This is a genomic window from Enterobacter sp. MALB-1 (assembly GCF_041021625.1).
Lineage (GTDB): Bacteria > Pseudomonadota > Gammaproteobacteria > Enterobacterales > Enterobacteriaceae > Enterobacter > Enterobacter oligotrophicus.
The window spans coordinates 3,085,669-3,100,991 of sequence record NZ_JBDPJL010000001.1; the positions used below are offsets into that span (position 1 = coordinate 3,085,669).

Sequence of the window (15,323 nt, forward strand, 5' to 3'; positions counted from 1 at the left end):
ACCTCTCATCAGGCCGGGTTAGGGATATCCACAAAGGTCACATCCAGATCGGTATTTTCCGTCAGCCATTCGCTGAGCGCGCGGATACCACCGCGTTCCGTCGCGTGATGCCCCGCGCCGTAGAAATGCAGCCCCTGCTCACGGGCAGAATGGATGGTCTGCTCAGAAACTTCGCCTGTGATAAAGGCATCCACGCCGAAACGTGCCGCGCTGTCGATAAAGCCCTGACCGCCGCCGGTACACCAGGCAACGCGTTTCACCTGATCCGGCCCTGTATCACCACTCCACAGCGGTCGACGCCCCAGACGCGCTTCAAGCCACGAAGCCAGTTCCAGGCCCGGAACCGGCATGGCCAATTCGCCCCACAGGACCAGCGGCTCAATCTCGCCCATCACCGTGATACCCAACAGCTGTGCGAGCTGCACGTTATTGCCCAGTTCAGGGTGCGCATCCAGCGGCAGATGATAGCCGTAGAGGTTGATATCATTTGCCAGCAGCGTTTTCAGGCGGTTGCGCTTCATGCCGCGAATAATCGGCGATTCGTTTTTCCAGAAGTATCCATGATGGACAATGACCGCATCCGCCTGCTGACGCACGGCCTCATCCAGCAACGCCTGGCTTGCCGTGACGCCGGTGATAATTTTCTGCACCGTCTCACGACCTTCAACCTGCAGACCATTCGGGCCGTAGTCGCTGAAGGAGGCGCTGTTCAGTTTTTCGTTAATCAGGCTTTCCAGTTCAGTGTTTTTCATCATCATTCTCTCATGCTTTGCGGGCGGCTTCATACGCCGCCAGCGTGGCGACGCGCGCCTGTTTATGGTCGACAACCGGGCGGGGATAATCAAGCGTCACGCCCTGTTTATCCGCCCAGGCCCAGGGTTCGTGGAGCGCTTTTACCGGCACATTGCTAAGTTCAGGCACCCATTGACGAATAAACTCGCCGTCAGCATCAAATCGTTGTCCCTGGGTCGTCGGATTAAAAATTCGAAAATAAGGAGCCGCATCGGTTCCGGTAGAGGCAGCCCACTGCCAGCCGCCGTTATTTGCCGCGAGATCGCCATCGATCAGCTGAGAAATAAAATAGCGCTCTCCGATACGCCAGTCGATAAGCAGATCTTTCACCAGAAAGCTGGCGGTAATCATTCGCAGACGGTTATGCATCCAACCGGTTTCATTGAGCTGGCGCATCGCGGCATCGACAATCGGGTAGCCTGTCTGCCCGGTTTGCCAGGCTTTGAGCCGCTCATTATCCGATTGCCACTTTACATTATCCGTCCAGCGGATGAAGGGACGATGTTTACATAAATCAGGGTGATACGTCATCAAATGGCGATAAAATTCACGCCAGATAAGCTCATTCAGCCAGACGGAACCTGCACCTCCGTCCAGCGCCTGCGGCTGTTCAGCCAGCAGGCGATGTAAACACTGGCGCGGAGAGAGCACACCCAGCGTTAAACAGGCCGACAAACGGCTGGTGCCTTCGGTGGCAGGAAAATCCCGACACGCTTCATACTCGGCCGCCCCCTGTTTGCAGAAGTGGCGCAACCGGGCGATTGCAGCCTGCTCGCTGGCAGGGAATAGCGTGTCGTCAAACGCTTGTTGCGGATAGTTAAATGCCAGTTCAGGTAGATCCGTTAATGCCTCTTCCCTCACGGCTGGCGCGGCCACGCACTCCGGTAACGCCTCTTTCAGGCGTCTGATAAAGGCATTTTTAAACGGCGTAAACACTTTATACATCTCATGGTTGCCGGTCATCACGCTACCCGGAGCCAGCATTACGCTGTCATCAAACCCTTCACAGACCACATCTTCCAGCATCTTCTCCAGGTGACGGTCGCGCTGCTGCTCGTTGAATTCGTACTGGTAGTTATAAAAAAGATGCGTGACGTTGTGCTGCTTACAGGTCTCCTGCACCGTCTGGAGCTGTGCGGTAAAGTCACGCACTTCCTGATAAATCAGTGGAATGCCTTTTTCAGCGAGCGAGCGTTGCAGGTCATTCAGATATGAACGGAGCAAGGCCGCTTGCCGAGGTGCCATATCATGCTGCTGCCACTGTTCGGGCGTAGCGATAAACAGAGCCAGCACGTTGGCATCTTTAGCGCGGCAGGCCGCCGCCAGGGCGATGTTGTCGTGTATACGTAAATCTGCACGAAACCAAACCAGATGGGTGGGCATAAAACTCCAGGCAGTTGTCCATTATGTCCGTAAGGGCATGCCGTTAAAGGAAAAAGGCACACATAGAACTACTTTGCCATGAAGTGTAGACGGGATGAACTAAAAAAGGCCGCCCGAGGCGGCCTTAACGCTACTTGTCCTGCGCTATCGTGGTAAATGCAACAAACCCGGTCGGTTCATCACTTTTAATAACGAGTACGCTGGCGACAATGAACGCAATGCAAAAATAGCGTTTCATCATGCGGTCCCTGCAGCTAACCGCTCCACCGTTCACCACCGGTGATAAGTCGGTGGACACAAGCTCTGGTAAGAACCTGTTTCACGGTTGTGGTTACTCCTTTCCCCGGACCGGTGCCCATTTGCGAGATGGCGGAAAGGGACGCTGCATAGTAATCACCACGAGTTCAAAGCGTAATCCATCGAACACGTGTTTAAGAATATATTTAGGATTTAAACGTTTGATTCATCAGCGTGCAGAAGTATGCTAGTAATCCTCTGGTAGGAGCCTGTAAAACCACCCAACGGACCGCGAATCCTGAGGGACAAAAAAACCGCCACATTACTGTTGGCGGTTTTTTTATTGCTGTGTGTATACCCGTCATACTTCAAGTTGCCTGCGCGTTGGCTTTCCTCGCTCACCTCAGTTACGTACTGATATCCGCTCCTGGGGATTCACAGCGTCGGCATAGTCGTAGTATTAATAGAAATCGCAGGTCGCTTTCTCGGCCTGATCCATCCACACTGGTTTCTCGCTGGTTTTCGCCCAGACACGGTGCAGATAGCTGTAAAAACGTGCGCGATCTTTCCAGAACAGCATCACCGGCAGGGCCAGCACGCCAGCCACTACGGCGAAAGTGCGACGCATGAAAACGATATGAGCCGGATACGCTTTATACAGATCCATATTTTTTCTCCCCTGTAGTTGGCCGGAAACATTCTCCGGAAAATTCAAAATCTGTGACCTGGCTAAAATAATATCGCTTTGTTTGTAATTTTACTACTCATCCGACCACTTATTTTTATCCATTTAGTGAATATTTACATTCACGCCGTAATTAAGTTACAAGAAAGTTAACAATTTACTTATCAATAGTTAAATTGTGGGCTTTTCATTTTTATACTTTTTTTACACCTCCCCGCCCGATTTTTGCGAAATCTTTGCGCCATAAATCCTACCGTTAGCACAAATACAACTGTCACCCGGAGGTGGATTGTGAGTGCAGGTCTGATTACCGGCATCGTGCTGGTGTTCCTGTTATTGGGTTATCTGGTTTATGCCCTGGTTAATGCGGAGGCATTCTGATGGCTGCTCAGGCGTTTTTGCTTATCGCCAGCTTTTTACTGGTGCTGTTCATACTGGCAAGGCCACTGGGAACCGGGCTTGCGCGTCTGATCAACAACGTCCCATTGCCGGGCACGGATCACATTGAAAAAGGGATATGGCACGTCTTAGGGATACGCGATCGGGAGATGAACTGGCGTCAGTACCTGCTGGCTATTCTGCTGCTGAATATCACTGGGCTGGTCATCCTCTTTGCCATGCTGATGCTGCAGGGCATACTGCCGCTGAACCCACAACAGTTACCCGGTTTGTCCTGGCATCTTGCGTTAAATACCGCGGTCAGTTTCGTCAGTAACACTAACTGGCAATCCTACGCCGGTGAAACCACGCTGAGCTATTTCAGCCAGATGGCCGGGTTAACCGTGCAAAACTTCCTTTCTGCGGCGAGCGGCATTGCGGTGATCTTCGCGCTGACACGCGCGTTTGCCCGCCAGAATGTCACCACGCTGGGCAACGCCTGGGCCGACCTGACGCGCATCACCCTGTGGGTTTTACTTCCTCTTTCGCTGCTTATTGCGTTGTTCTTTATCCAGCAGGGTTCCCTGCAAAACCTGCTGCCTTACGCGCCTTATACTTCGCTTGAAGGGGCAAAACAGCTCCTGCCGATGGGACCTGTGGCGTCGCAGGAAGCCATTAAAATGCTCGGTACAAATGGCGGCGGGTTCTTCAATGCCAACTCGTCACACCCGTTTGAAAACCCAACGGCGCTGACCAATTTTGTGCAGATGCTGGCGATATTCCTGATCCCTGCGGCGCTCTGCTTCGCGTTTGGCGATGCGGTGAACGATCGCCGTCAGGGGCGCACCCTGCTCTGGACCATGTCTCTTATCTTTGTGGTTTGCGTCGCGCTGGTGATGTGGGCCGAGTGGAGTGGTAACGGCCACTTCATGCCGCTGGGCGCTAACAGCAACATCAATATGGAAGGCAAAGAGAGCCGCTTCGGTATTCTCGCCAGCAGCCTCTATGCGGTGGTGACGACCGCAGCCTCCTGCGGGGCGGTGAACGCGATGCATGACTCCTTCACCGCACTCGGCGGCATGATCCCCATGTGGCTGATGCAGATTGGCGAAGTGGTATTCGGTGGCGTTGGCTCCGGGCTGTACGGCATGCTGCTGTTCGTGCTGCTGGCGGTGTTTATCGCGGGCCTGATGATTGGCCGCACGCCGGAATATCTCGGTAAAAAAATCGATGTCAGGGAAATGAAGCTGACCGCCCTGGCGATCCTGGTCACCCCTGCCCTTGTGCTGCTCGGCACCGCGCTGGCGCTAATGACCGAAGCCGGACGCAGCGGCATCTTTAACCCTGGCATCCACGGCTTTAGCGAAGTGTTATATGCCGTCTCGTCTGCCGCCAATAACAACGGTAGCGCCTTTGCAGGCTTAAGCGCCAACTCCCCGTTCTGGAACTGTCTGCTGGCGTTTTGCATGTTTGTGGGTCGTTTCGGCGTCATTGTGCCGATCATGGCAATCGCCGGATCGCTGGTAAGTAAAAAAATCCAGCTGACCACCACCGGTACGTTACCCACCCACGGCGCACTGTTTGTCGGCCTGCTGACTGGCACCGTCTTACTCGTTGGTGCCCTGACCTTTATCCCCGCCCTCGCGTTAGGCCCGGTCGCGGAACACCTCTCTTTACGCTGATTTTGCGGAGAATTTGTCATGAGTCGTAAACAAATGGCCCTGTTCGAACCGTCGTTAGTTCGTCAGGCCCTCATGGATGCGGTGAAAAAACTGAGCCCGCGCGTGCAGTGGCACAACCCGGTGATGTTTATCGTCTGGATTGGCAGTTTACTGACCACCGCACTGGCAATTGCAATGGGCACAGGTCACCTTCCGGGAAATACGCTGTTTACCGGCGCAATCAGCCTGTGGCTGTGGTTTACCGTGCTGTTTGCTAACTTCGCCGAAGCGCTGGCGGAAGGGCGCAGTAAAGCGCAGGCCAACAGCCTGAAAGGCGTGAAAAAGACCGCCTTCGCGCGCAAATTGCGTGAAGCCAAATACGGTGCGCCGATGGACCACGTTCCGGCAGACGAGCTACGTAAAGGCGACGTGGTGCTTGTCGAAGCGGGTGACATCATCCCCTGCGACGGCGAAGTGATTGAAGGGGGCGCATCGGTGGACGAAAGCGCCATCACCGGGGAATCCGCGCCAGTAATCCGGGAATCAGGCGGTGACTTTGCGTCGGTTACAGGCGGGACGCGCATCCTCTCTGACTGGCTGGTGATCCAGTGCAGCGTCAACCCCGGCGAAACGTTCCTCGACCGGATGATCGCCATGGTGGAAGGCGCGCAGCGTCGTAAAACACCAAATGAAATTGCCCTGACCATACTGCTGGTAGCCCTGACTATCGTCTTTCTGCTGGCAACCGCTACCCTCTGGCCCTTCACCGCTTACGGCGGTACGGCGGTGAGCATCACCGTGCTGGTGGCGCTGCTGGTCTGCCTGATCCCCACCACCATCGGCGGCCTGCTTTCCGCCATCGGCGTCGCGGGGATGAGCCGCATGCTGGGTGCAAACGTCATCGCCACCAGCGGACGTGCCGTTGAAGCCGCAGGCGATGTAGACGTGCTGCTGCTGGATAAAACAGGGACGATTACGCTCGGCAACCGCCAGGCTTCTGAGTTTTTACCGGCACCGGGCGTGGACGAAAAAACGCTGGCGGATGCAGCACAGCTCTCTTCGCTTGCCGATGAAACCCCGGAAGGTCGCAGTATCGTGATTCTCGCCAAACAGCGCTTTAACCTGCGCCAGCGCGACGTTCAGAGCCTGCATGCCACTTTCGTGCCGTTTACGGCGCAAACCCGCATGAGCGGGATAAACATTCAGGACCGAATGATCCGTAAAGGCTCCGTGGACGCTATCCGTCGCCATATCGACGCCAATAATGGTCATTTCCCGTCAGATGTAGACAAACTGGTTGAGAGCGTCGCCCGTCAGGGAGCTACGCCACTGGTTGTCTCCGAGGGGGCAAACGTGCTGGGGGTGATTGCCCTGAAGGATATCGTGAAAGGCGGCATCAAAGAGCGCTTCGCCCAGTTGCGCAAAATGGGGATCAAAACGGTGATGATCACCGGAGATAATCGCCTGACTGCCGCCGCGATTGCCGCCGAAGCGGGCGTGGATGATTTTCTCTCCGAGGCGACGCCGGAAGCGAAACTGGCGCTGATCCGCCAGTATCAGGCGGAAGGCCGTCTGGTCGCGATGACGGGGGATGGCACCAATGATGCCCCAGCCCTGGCGCAGGCCGACGTGGCGGTGGCAATGAACTCCGGTACGCAGGCGGCAAAAGAGGCGGGCAACATGGTCGATCTCGACTCTAACCCAACCAAGCTGATTGAAGTGGTGCACATCGGAAAACAGATGCTGATGACGCGCGGCTCGCTGACCACCTTCAGTATCGCCAACGACGTGGCGAAATACTTCGCCATCATTCCGGCCGCCTTTGCCGCCACCTGGCCGCAGTTGAATGCGCTGAACGTGATGCATCTGCATTCTCCCGCGTCGGCCATTCTCAGTGCGGTGATCTTTAACGCACTGATTATTGTCTTTCTGATCCCACTGGCGCTGAAAGGCGTGAGCTATAAACCGCTTACTGCCGCTGCCATGCTGCGCCGCAACCTGTGGATTTATGGTCTGGGCGGGCTGGTGGTTCCCTTCATTGGGATCAAGGCTATCGATGTGTTATTGACGCTGTTCGGGCTGGTTTAAAGGGTGAAGCAAATGACGATGTTACGCCCCGCTATACTTTTGTTTATTCTGCTGTCTTTGATAACCGGCGGACTTTACCCGCTGGTGACCACCATGCTGGGTCAGTGGTGGTTCACGGACCAGGCAAACGGCTCGCTGATTATCCAGAATGGAGAGAACCGCGGCTCGCGCCTGATTGGGCAAAACTTTACAGGTGCCCGCTACTTCCAGGGACGCCCTTCCGCCACTGCTGAAAGCCCGTATAATCCGATGGCATCGGGCGGCAGTAATCTGGCGGGCAGCAACCCGGAACTGGACAACGCCATTGCTGAGCGCGTAGCGTCCCTGCGCGCTGCCAATCCGCAGGCCAGCCGTGAGGTGCCTGTGGAGCTGGTGACCGCTTCTGCCAGCGGGCTGGACTATAGCCTGACGCCCGACGCTGTGGCCTGGCAAATTCCGCGCGTCGCCGCGGCCCGTCAGTTAACCACCGAACAGGTGAGCCAGCTGGTCGCAGAGCATACGCAACAACCGCTGGTCAGTTTCATCGGCATGCCGGTAGTGAACATTGTTGAGCTGAATCTGGCGCTGGACGCGCTAAGGAAAAACTAAATGACCGACGAGCCCATGCGCCCGGACCCGGACAGGCTGCTCGAACAGACGGCTGAAGCCCATCGCGGCAAACTGAAAATCTTCTTCGGTGCCTGTGCGGGTGTCGGGAAAACGTTCGCCATGCTGACGGAAGCACAGCGGCTACGGGCGCAGGGGCTTGATATTCTGATCGGCGTAGTGGAAACCCACGGCCGCAAAGAGACGGCGGCGCTGCTGACGGGGCTTGCCACACAGCCGCCCCGCCGAATTAACCATCGTGGTCGGCTGGTGGCGGAGTTCGATCTCGACGCTGCCCTTGCCCGCCGTCCTGCCCTTATCCTGATGGATGAACTGGCGCACAGCAACGCGCCAGGCTCGCGCCACCCGAAACGCTGGCAGGATGTTGAAGAGTTACTTGAAGCTGGCATTGACGTCTTCACCACGGTGAATGTTCAGCATCTGGAAAGCCTGAACGACGTGGTCAGCGGCGTGACCGGCATTCAGGTGCGGGAGACCGTGCCCGATCCGTTCTTTGATTCTGCCGATGAAGTGGTACTGGTCGATCTGCCGCCAGACGACCTGCGCCAGCGCCTGCATGAAGGCAAAGTCTATATCGCAGGCCAGGCCGAACGCGCCATCGAACATTTTTTCCGCAAAGGCAACCTCATCGCCCTGCGCGAGCTGGCCTTACGCCGCACCGCCGATCGCGTTGATGACCAGATGCGAGCCTGGCGTGATCTGCAGGGGCAGGAACGTGTCTGGCATACGCGGGATGCCATTCTGTTATGCATTGGTCACGGCAGCGGCAATGAAAAACTGGTCCGCACCGCCGCCCGGCTTGCCGCGAAATTCGGCAGCGTCTGGCATGCGGTGTACGTTGAAACGCCGCAGCTCCACGCTTTGCCTGAAAACCAGCGCCGCGCCATTCTGGCATCGCTACGCCTGGCGCAGGAGCTGGGGGCCGAAACCGCCACGCTCTCCGATCCTGCGGAAGATAAAGCCATCCTGCGTTACGCCCGTGAGCATAATCTGGGCAAGATTGTCATTGGCCGTCGTCAGCATCGCCGCTGGTTTAGTCGTGAATCTTTTGCCGACAGGCTGGCCCGCCGCGCGCCCGATCTGGATCTGGTGATCGTCGCGCTGGATGATAAACCAACGCCCCTGCCAAACCGTGCGCCGGACGCCCGCGCCTTTGGCGAGAAATGGCGCATTCAGATCCGCGGCTGTCTGGTCGCCGTAGTGCTCTGCGCCCTGATTACGGTGATTGCCAGCCAGTGGCTGATCGCTTTCGATGCCGCCAATCTGGTGATGATCTACCTGCTGGGCGTGGTCGTGGTCGCGCTCTTTTACGGACGCTGGCCGTCGGTACTGGCTACGGTGATTAACGTCATCAGTTTCGATCTGTTTTTTATTGCCCCGCGCGGGACACTTGCCGTGTCGGATGTGCAGTACATTCTTACCTTTGGTGTGATGCTCACCGTCGGGCTGGTGATCGGGAATCTGACGGCTGGCGTGCGTTATCAGGCTCGTATCGCCCGCTACCGCGAACAGCGCACGCGCCACCTGTATGAGATGTCCAAATCGCTGGCGGTGGGTCGAACGCCGCTGGATATCGTGCACACCAGCGAGCAATTTATCCGCTCAACGTTTCACGCCAGTAATCTCATTTTGCTCCCTGACGAGCAGGGCAATCTTCGTCCACTGACTTCCGCCTCCGGTATGACGCCCTGGGATGAAGCCATTGCGCGCTGGAGTTTTGATAAAGGACTGCCCGCAGGCGCAGGGACGGACACCCTGCCGGGCGTGCCTTATCAAATCCTGCCGCTACGCAGCGCAGACAAAATTCAGGGGCTGGTCATTGTGGAGCCCGCCAATTTGCGCCAGTTGATGATCCCCGAGCAGCAACGTCTGCTGGAGACCTTTACCCTGCTGGTCGCCAGCGCCCTTGAACGGCTGGCACTCACCGCCAGCGAAGAGCAGGCGCGGCTGGCGAGCGAGCGCGAAAGCATTCGTAACGCCTTGCTGGCGGCGCTCTCCCACGACCTGCGCACCCCACTCACCGTGCTGTTTGGTCAGTCTGAAATTCTGACGCTGGATCTGGCGGCTGAAGGGTCAAAACATGCAATGCAGGCCAGCGAGATCCGCCAGCATGTGCTGAACACGACGCGTCTGGTGAACAACCTGCTGGATATGGCACGCATTCAGTCGGGCGGTTTCAACCTCAAAAAAGAGTGGCTGACGCTGGAGGAAGTCGTCGGCAGCGCATTAAAAATGCTGGAGCCTGGACTGGGTGGCCGCCATATCGCGCTGAATATGCCTGAACCGCTGATATTGATTCACGTAGATGGTCCGCTGTTTGAGCGCGTCCTGATTAATCTGCTGGAAAATGCTGGCAAATATGCGGGAGCGAAGGCGCAGATTGGTATCAATGCGACAGTGCAAGAGCAGGCGTTACAGCTGGAAGTCTGGGACACTGGCCCTGGCATTCCGGCCGGGCAGGAGCACGCTATTTTTGAGAAGTTTGCCCGTGGAAATAAAGAGTCCGCTATCCCTGGCGTCGGGCTGGGTCTGGCGATTTGCCAGGCCATCGTCGATGTACACGGCGGGACCATTTCAGCGGAAAACCGCCCGGAAGGCGGCGCGCGTTTTTGTGTTACACTTCCACTGGATGCCCCGCCAGAACTTGATGAATTATCAGAGGATTTGTGATTAACGTTCTGATTGTTGAAGATGAACTCGCCATTAGTCGCTTTCTGCGTACTGCGCTGGAAGGCGACGGTTTGCGCGTTCATGATGCGGGGACGCTGCAGCGGGGGCTGATCGAGGCCGCTACCCGCAAGCCGGACCTGGTTATCCTCGATCTGGGACTACCGGATGGTGACGGTATCGATTTTATTCGCGAAGTGCGTCAGTGGAGCCAGATGCCGATTCTGGTGCTCTCAGCCCGTACCGAAGAGACGGATAAAATCGCCGCGCTGGATGCCGGAGCAGATGATTATCTGATCAAACCTTTTGGCATTGGTGAACTGCAGGCGCGTCTTCGCGTAGCATTACGCCGCCACAACGCAACAGTGTCATCCGACCCGGTTTATACATTTGGTGATATTCGGGTCGATCTCGCCGCGCGGCGCATCGTCCGTGGTGAAGAAGAGATCCACCTGACCCCTATCGAGTTTCGTCTGCTTGCCGTTCTGCTTAACAACCACGGTAAAGTGCTCACCCAACGCCAGCTGCTAAGCCAGGTATGGGGGCCTAATGCTGTCGAGCATAGTCATTATTTACGCATTTATATGGGACACCTTCGTCAGAAACTCGAAGTCGACCCCGCGCGCCCTCGCCATTTATTAACTGAAACCGGTATCGGTTATCGGTTTATGCTTTGAATAATTATTCACTCCTGCGCTAAATAATAACTTAAACCGATTTAAAATATCCGCAAAAATAAATCAACTGATTATCTCAGGCCTTATTTCTTCGCATAAAAAACATTAAAAAAACACATCATTAACACAATCCAAACAAAACAGCATTTTGATCTGAGATATTCATCATAAACGAATATTTATTTCTGAAATGATCGGTTAATGGTGATCTTCCTCACAGTTAATCGCCTTTTCCTGGATAAAATGACCATGCTTTCAATTACTGAAAGGAAAATAAGCATGGAAAACAACAATCGTTTAATGCCCCATATAAGGCGAACAACGCATATTATGATGTTTGCCCACCGTAACTGTTTTGACTTTCATCTCTTCAACGCCCGGTAGTCCTTCGACTTCTGGCGCATCTGCTTACAGGTCATCCTGAAACGTTTTATTTTACAGGCAATTGCCTGTGAACTCGTGCGCTCATTTCTCTTGATCCAGACTTATCTGTAACCGGGCGGACTGGATTTTACTCTGCAAATGCCATTCTCTGATTTTCGGATCAGCGGCCACGCTTTGCTTTTTTCCCGGTAAAAATATCGATTTCTTTTTTACGAGAAATCGAGGGACTCATATTGCCTTAAATAAAGAGATAAAGATGAAAAATTTAAAAATTGCCGCCAGTCGTGCCTGCCCTGATTGCTTTACCACGCATCGTGAAATGGTGGATCTCAGCGCAACAGATTATATTGATGTTGCCGCCGTAGTGCTGGCGGTCAGCGATATTTCCCATGGTGCGATAGACGAAATTGAAGCAACCGGATTCGATATTCCTGTTTTTATTGCCACACATAAAGAAGAAATTGTCCCGGCAGAGTACCTGTCGCGTATTCATGGCGTTTTTGAGTGTTCTGACACCAGCAACGATTTCTATGGACGCCAGCTGGAAGCGGCAGCGCTGAAGTATGAAACCCAGCTTCGCCCGCCGTTCTTTCGCGCCCTGGTCGACTACGTTAAACAGGGCAACAGCGCGTTTGACTGCCCTGGGCATCAGGGGGGCCAGTTCTTCCGCCGTCATCCTGCCGGTAACCAGTTCGTCGATTTCTTTGGCGAAACGCTTTTCCGCTCTGACCTGTGTAACGCCGATGTGGCAATGGGTGATTTGCTGATTCACGAAGGCGCACCGTGCATCGCGCAGCAGCATGCGGCGAAAGTCTTTAATGCCGATAAAACTTACTTTGTGCTGAACGGGACGTCATCCTCCAACAAAGTGGTACTCAACGCCCTGCTGACGCCCGGTGATCTGGTGCTGTTCGATCGCAACAACCATAAATCCAACCACCACGGCGCACTGTTGCAGGCGGGCGCAACGCCCGTCTATCTGGAAACCGCGCGCAACCCGTATGGCTTTATCGGCGGGATCGACGCCCACTGCTTTGAAGAGAGCTACCTGCGCGAGCTGGTGTCCGAAGTCGCGCCAGGGCGCGCACGCGATGAACGTCCGTTCCGTCTGGCGGTGATCCAGCTTGGCACCTACGATGGCACAATCTATAACGCCCGTCAGGTGGTGGACAAGATTGGTCATCTGTGTGATTACATCCTGTTTGACTCCGCCTGGGTGGGTTACGAGCAATTTATCCCGATGATGGCCGATTGCTCGCCGCTGTTGCTGGAGCTGAACGAGAACGATCCGGGTATTCTGGTCACGCAATCTGTGCATAAACAGCAGGCCGGTTTCTCACAAACCTCGCAGATCCACAAAAAAGACAGCCATATCAAAGGCCAGCAGCGCTATGTCCCCCACAAGCGTCTCAACAACGCCTTTATGATGCACGCCTCTACCAGCCCGTTCTATCCGCTGTTTGCCGCCCTGGACATCAACGCCCGTATGCATGAAGGCCAGAGCGGGCGCAACATGTGGATGGACTGCGTGGTGACGGGGATTGAAGCACGCAAGCTGATCCTGCAGAACTGCCAGTTTATCCGTCCGTTTGTGCCGGAGACGGTAGATGGCCGGGCGTGGGAAAGCTGGGACACGGCGGAGATTGCAACCGATCTGCGCTTCTTCCACTTTGTGCCGGGTGAACGCTGGCACGCTTTTGAAGGCTACGCCGAGCACCAGTATTTTATCGACCCGTGCAAGCTGCTGCTGACCACGCCGGGCATTAACGCCCGTACCGGTGAGTATGAAGATTTCGGCGTGCCCGCCACCATCCTCGCCAACTTCCTGCGTGAAAACGGCATTGTACCGGAGAAATGCGATCTCAACTCCATCCTGTTCCTGCTCACGCCTGCAGAGGATATGGGCAAGCTGCAGCAGCTGGTTGCCCAACTGGTGCGCTTCGAAAAATTGCTCCAGAGCGATGTGACGCTGAAAGACGTTCTGCCTTCTCTCTACAAACAGCATCCGGAACGTTATGCCGGTTACACCCTGCGCCAGATTTGCCAGGAGATGCATGACCTGTATGCCCGCAACAACGTTAAACAACTGCAGAAAGAGATGTTCCGTAAGCCTCATTTCCCACGCGTGGTGATGAGTCCGCAGGAGGCGAACTATGCCTATCTGCGTGGCGAAGTGGAGCTGGTTTCACTGCGAGATGCAGAAGGCAGAATTGCCGCCGAAGGCGCGCTTCCTTACCCACCGGGTGTGCTGTGTGTAGTTCCTGGTGAAGTCTGGGGCGGTTCAGTATTGCGCTACTTTGCGGCGCTGGAAGAAGGCATCAACCTGCTGCCGGGATTCGCACCGGAACTGCAGGGGGTCTACGTCGAAGAGTGCGACGGTCGCAAACAGGTTCGCTGCTACGTCATTAAGCAACCCGCCGCTCAGCCATCGCTGCTGAAAGGAGAAAAATTATGAGCAAATCTAACAAGATGGGCGTAGTGCAACTGACCATCCTCACCATGGTGAACATGATGGGGTCCGGGATCATTATGCTGCCCACCAAGCTGGCTGAAGTCGGAACGATTTCGATTATCTCCTGGCTGGTGACCGCCGTGGGCTCAATGGCGCTGGCATGGGCTTTCGCCAAATGCGGAATGTTCAGCCGCAAGTCCGGCGGGATGGGTGGCTATGCGGAGTATGCGTTCGGTAAGTCCGGCAACTTTATGGCGAACTATACCTACGGCGTGTCACTGCTGATCGCCAACGTGGCGATTGCCATTTCAGCGGTCGGTTACGGTACGGAACTGTTTGGTGCGACGCTCAGCCCGGTACAAATTGGGCTGGCGACCATTGGCGTGCTGTGGATTTGCACCGTCGCCAACTTTGGCGGGGCGCGCATCACCGGGCAGATCAGCAGCATTACCGTCTGGGGCGTGATTATCCCGGTCGTGGGGTTGTGCATCATCGGCTGGTTCTGGTTTAGCCCGACGCTGTATGCAAACTCCTGGAACCCACACCATGTGCCGTTCTTCACGGCGGTAGGCTCGTCCATCGCCATGACGCTGTGGGCCTTCCTTGGCCTGGAATCTGCCTGTGCGAACGCCGAAGTGGTGGAGAACCCGGAGAAGAACGTACCGATTGCGGTACTCGGCGGAACGCTGGGGGCGGCGGTGATCTATATCGTCTCGACCAACGTGATTGCGGGAATTGTGCCAAACATGGATCTTGCTAACTCCACCGCACCGTTCGGGCTGGCGTTTGCGCAGATGTTCACCCCGGAAGTCGGGAAAGTGATCATGGGGCTAATGGTGATGTCCTGCTGCGGCTCACTTCTCGGCTGGCAGTTCACCATTGCTCAGGTGTTTAAATCCTCGGCTGACGAAGGCTATTTCCCGAAAATCTTCTCCCGCGTGACCAAAGCGGATGCACCTGTGCAGGGGATGCTGGCGATTGTCATCTTCCAGAGTGGTTTGTCGCTGATGACCATCAGCCCGTCGCTGAACAGTCAGTTCAACGTGCTCGTTAACCTGGCGGTGGTGACCAATATCATTCCGTACATTTTGTCGATGGCGGCGCTGGTGATCATTCAGAAGGTGGCGAAGGTCGACCCACGCAAAGCGCGGGCGGCAAATATCGTGGCGCTGATTGGGGCAATTTACAGCTTCTACGCGCTCTACTCTTCCGGCCAGGAAGCGATGCTCTATGGCGCGATGGTGACCTTTATGGGCTGGACGCTGTACGGGCTGGTGTCACCGAGGTTTGAGTTGAAGAATAAACATAGTTAA

The 15,323-nt window shown here is 55.5% G+C and carries 12 protein-coding genes; 9 read left to right on the plus strand and 3 right to left on the minus strand.

What is annotated here, in order from left to right; genetic code table 11:
• Positions 1 to 8: 8 nt before the first annotated feature.
• The 3 genes from ABGB15_RS14775 to ABGB15_RS14785 form a co-directional block, all read right to left on the minus strand.
• Complete coding sequence (locus tag ABGB15_RS14775) at positions 9 to 752, minus strand: type 2 GTP cyclohydrolase I (protein ID WP_152084485.1); 744 nt, start codon at positions 750 to 752, stop codon at positions 9 to 11.
• A 10-nt stretch (positions 753 to 762) separates the two neighbouring features.
• A complete protein-coding gene (phrB, locus tag ABGB15_RS14780; protein ID WP_215722867.1) occupies positions 763 to 2,175 on the minus strand; it encodes a deoxyribodipyrimidine photo-lyase in 1,413 nt (470 codons plus the stop codon).
• A gap of 697 nt (positions 2,176 to 2,872) precedes the next feature.
• Positions 2,873 to 3,079, minus strand: a complete 207-nt coding sequence (locus ABGB15_RS14785) for a YbfA family protein (RefSeq protein WP_014883027.1) — start codon at positions 3,077 to 3,079, stop codon at positions 2,873 to 2,875.
• A 309-nt stretch (positions 3,080 to 3,388) separates the two neighbouring features.
• Here ABGB15_RS14785 and kdpF point away from each other — a divergent pair, with 309 nt between their 5' ends.
• From kdpF to potE, 9 genes are all read left to right on the plus strand, one after another.
• Positions 3,389 to 3,478, plus strand: coding sequence for a K(+)-transporting ATPase subunit F (kdpF, locus tag ABGB15_RS14790; RefSeq protein ID WP_152083887.1), 90 nt, complete (start codon positions 3,389 to 3,391; stop codon positions 3,476 to 3,478).
• Complete coding sequence (kdpA, locus tag ABGB15_RS14795; protein ID WP_215722866.1) at positions 3,478 to 5,157, plus strand: potassium-transporting ATPase subunit KdpA; 1,680 nt, start codon at positions 3,478 to 3,480, stop codon at positions 5,155 to 5,157. The genes kdpF and kdpA overlap by 1 nt, the downstream gene beginning before the upstream one ends.
• 18 nt (positions 5,158 to 5,175) lie before the next feature.
• Positions 5,176 to 7,224, plus strand: coding sequence for a potassium-transporting ATPase subunit KdpB (gene kdpB / locus ABGB15_RS14800; protein WP_152083885.1), 2,049 nt, complete (start codon positions 5,176 to 5,178; stop codon positions 7,222 to 7,224).
• A gap of 12 nt (positions 7,225 to 7,236) precedes the next feature.
• On the plus strand, positions 7,237 to 7,812 hold the full coding sequence (gene kdpC, locus ABGB15_RS14805; RefSeq protein ID WP_215722865.1) for a potassium-transporting ATPase subunit KdpC: 576 nt from the start codon (positions 7,237 to 7,239) through the stop codon (positions 7,810 to 7,812).
• Positions 7,813 to 10,500 carry a two-component system sensor histidine kinase KdpD gene (gene kdpD / locus ABGB15_RS14810; RefSeq protein ID WP_215722864.1) on the plus strand — a complete coding sequence of 896 codons (2,688 nt, stop codon included), beginning with the start codon at positions 7,813 to 7,815 and terminating at the stop codon, positions 10,498 to 10,500.
• Positions 10,497 to 11,174: a two-component system response regulator KdpE gene (kdpE, locus tag ABGB15_RS14815; protein ID WP_215722863.1), complete on the plus strand. Its 678-nt coding sequence runs from the start codon at positions 10,497 to 10,499 to the stop codon at positions 11,172 to 11,174. Before kdpD ends, kdpE begins: the two co-directional genes overlap by 4 nt.
• Positions 11,175 to 11,453: 279 nt before the next feature.
• Positions 11,454 to 11,558, plus strand: coding sequence for a leader peptide SpeFL (gene speFL / locus ABGB15_RS14820; protein WP_003858645.1), 105 nt, complete (start codon positions 11,454 to 11,456; stop codon positions 11,556 to 11,558).
• Positions 11,559 to 11,814: 256 nt separating this feature from the next.
• Positions 11,815 to 14,013, plus strand: coding sequence for an ornithine decarboxylase SpeF (gene speF / locus ABGB15_RS14825; protein WP_215722862.1), 2,199 nt, complete (start codon positions 11,815 to 11,817; stop codon positions 14,011 to 14,013).
• Positions 14,010 to 15,323 (plus strand): putrescine-ornithine antiporter, encoded by a 1,314-nt coding sequence (potE, locus tag ABGB15_RS14830; protein ID WP_152083880.1) that lies wholly within the window; start codon positions 14,010 to 14,012, stop codon positions 15,321 to 15,323. Before speF ends, potE begins: the two co-directional genes overlap by 4 nt.

Bases quoted from the DNA above. Each gene is read 5' to 3' on its own strand.
- ABGB15_RS14775 (WP_152084485.1), bottom strand. From the start codon at position 752: ATGAAAAACACTGAACTGGAAAGCCTGATTAACGAAAAACTGAACAGC.
- phrB (WP_215722867.1), bottom strand. From the start codon at position 2,175: ATGCCCACCCATCTGGTTTGGTTTCGTGCAGATTTACGTATACACGAC.
- ABGB15_RS14785 (WP_014883027.1), bottom strand. From the start codon at position 3,079: ATGGATCTGTATAAAGCGTATCCGGCTCATATCGTTTTCATGCGTCGC.
- kdpA (WP_215722866.1), top strand. From the start codon at position 3,478: ATGGCTGCTCAGGCGTTTTTGCTTATCGCCAGCTTTTTACTGGTGCTG.
- kdpB (WP_152083885.1), top strand. From the start codon at position 5,176: ATGAGTCGTAAACAAATGGCCCTGTTCGAACCGTCGTTAGTTCGTCAG.
- kdpC (WP_215722865.1), top strand. From the start codon at position 7,237: ATGACGATGTTACGCCCCGCTATACTTTTGTTTATTCTGCTGTCTTTG.
- kdpD (WP_215722864.1), top strand. From the start codon at position 7,813: ATGACCGACGAGCCCATGCGCCCGGACCCGGACAGGCTGCTCGAACAG.
- speFL (WP_003858645.1), top strand. From the start codon at position 11,454: ATGGAAAACAACAATCGTTTAATGCCCCATATAAGGCGAACAACGCAT.
- speF (WP_215722862.1), top strand. From the start codon at position 11,815: ATGAAAAATTTAAAAATTGCCGCCAGTCGTGCCTGCCCTGATTGCTTT.
- potE (WP_152083880.1), top strand. From the start codon at position 14,010: ATGAGCAAATCTAACAAGATGGGCGTAGTGCAACTGACCATCCTCACC.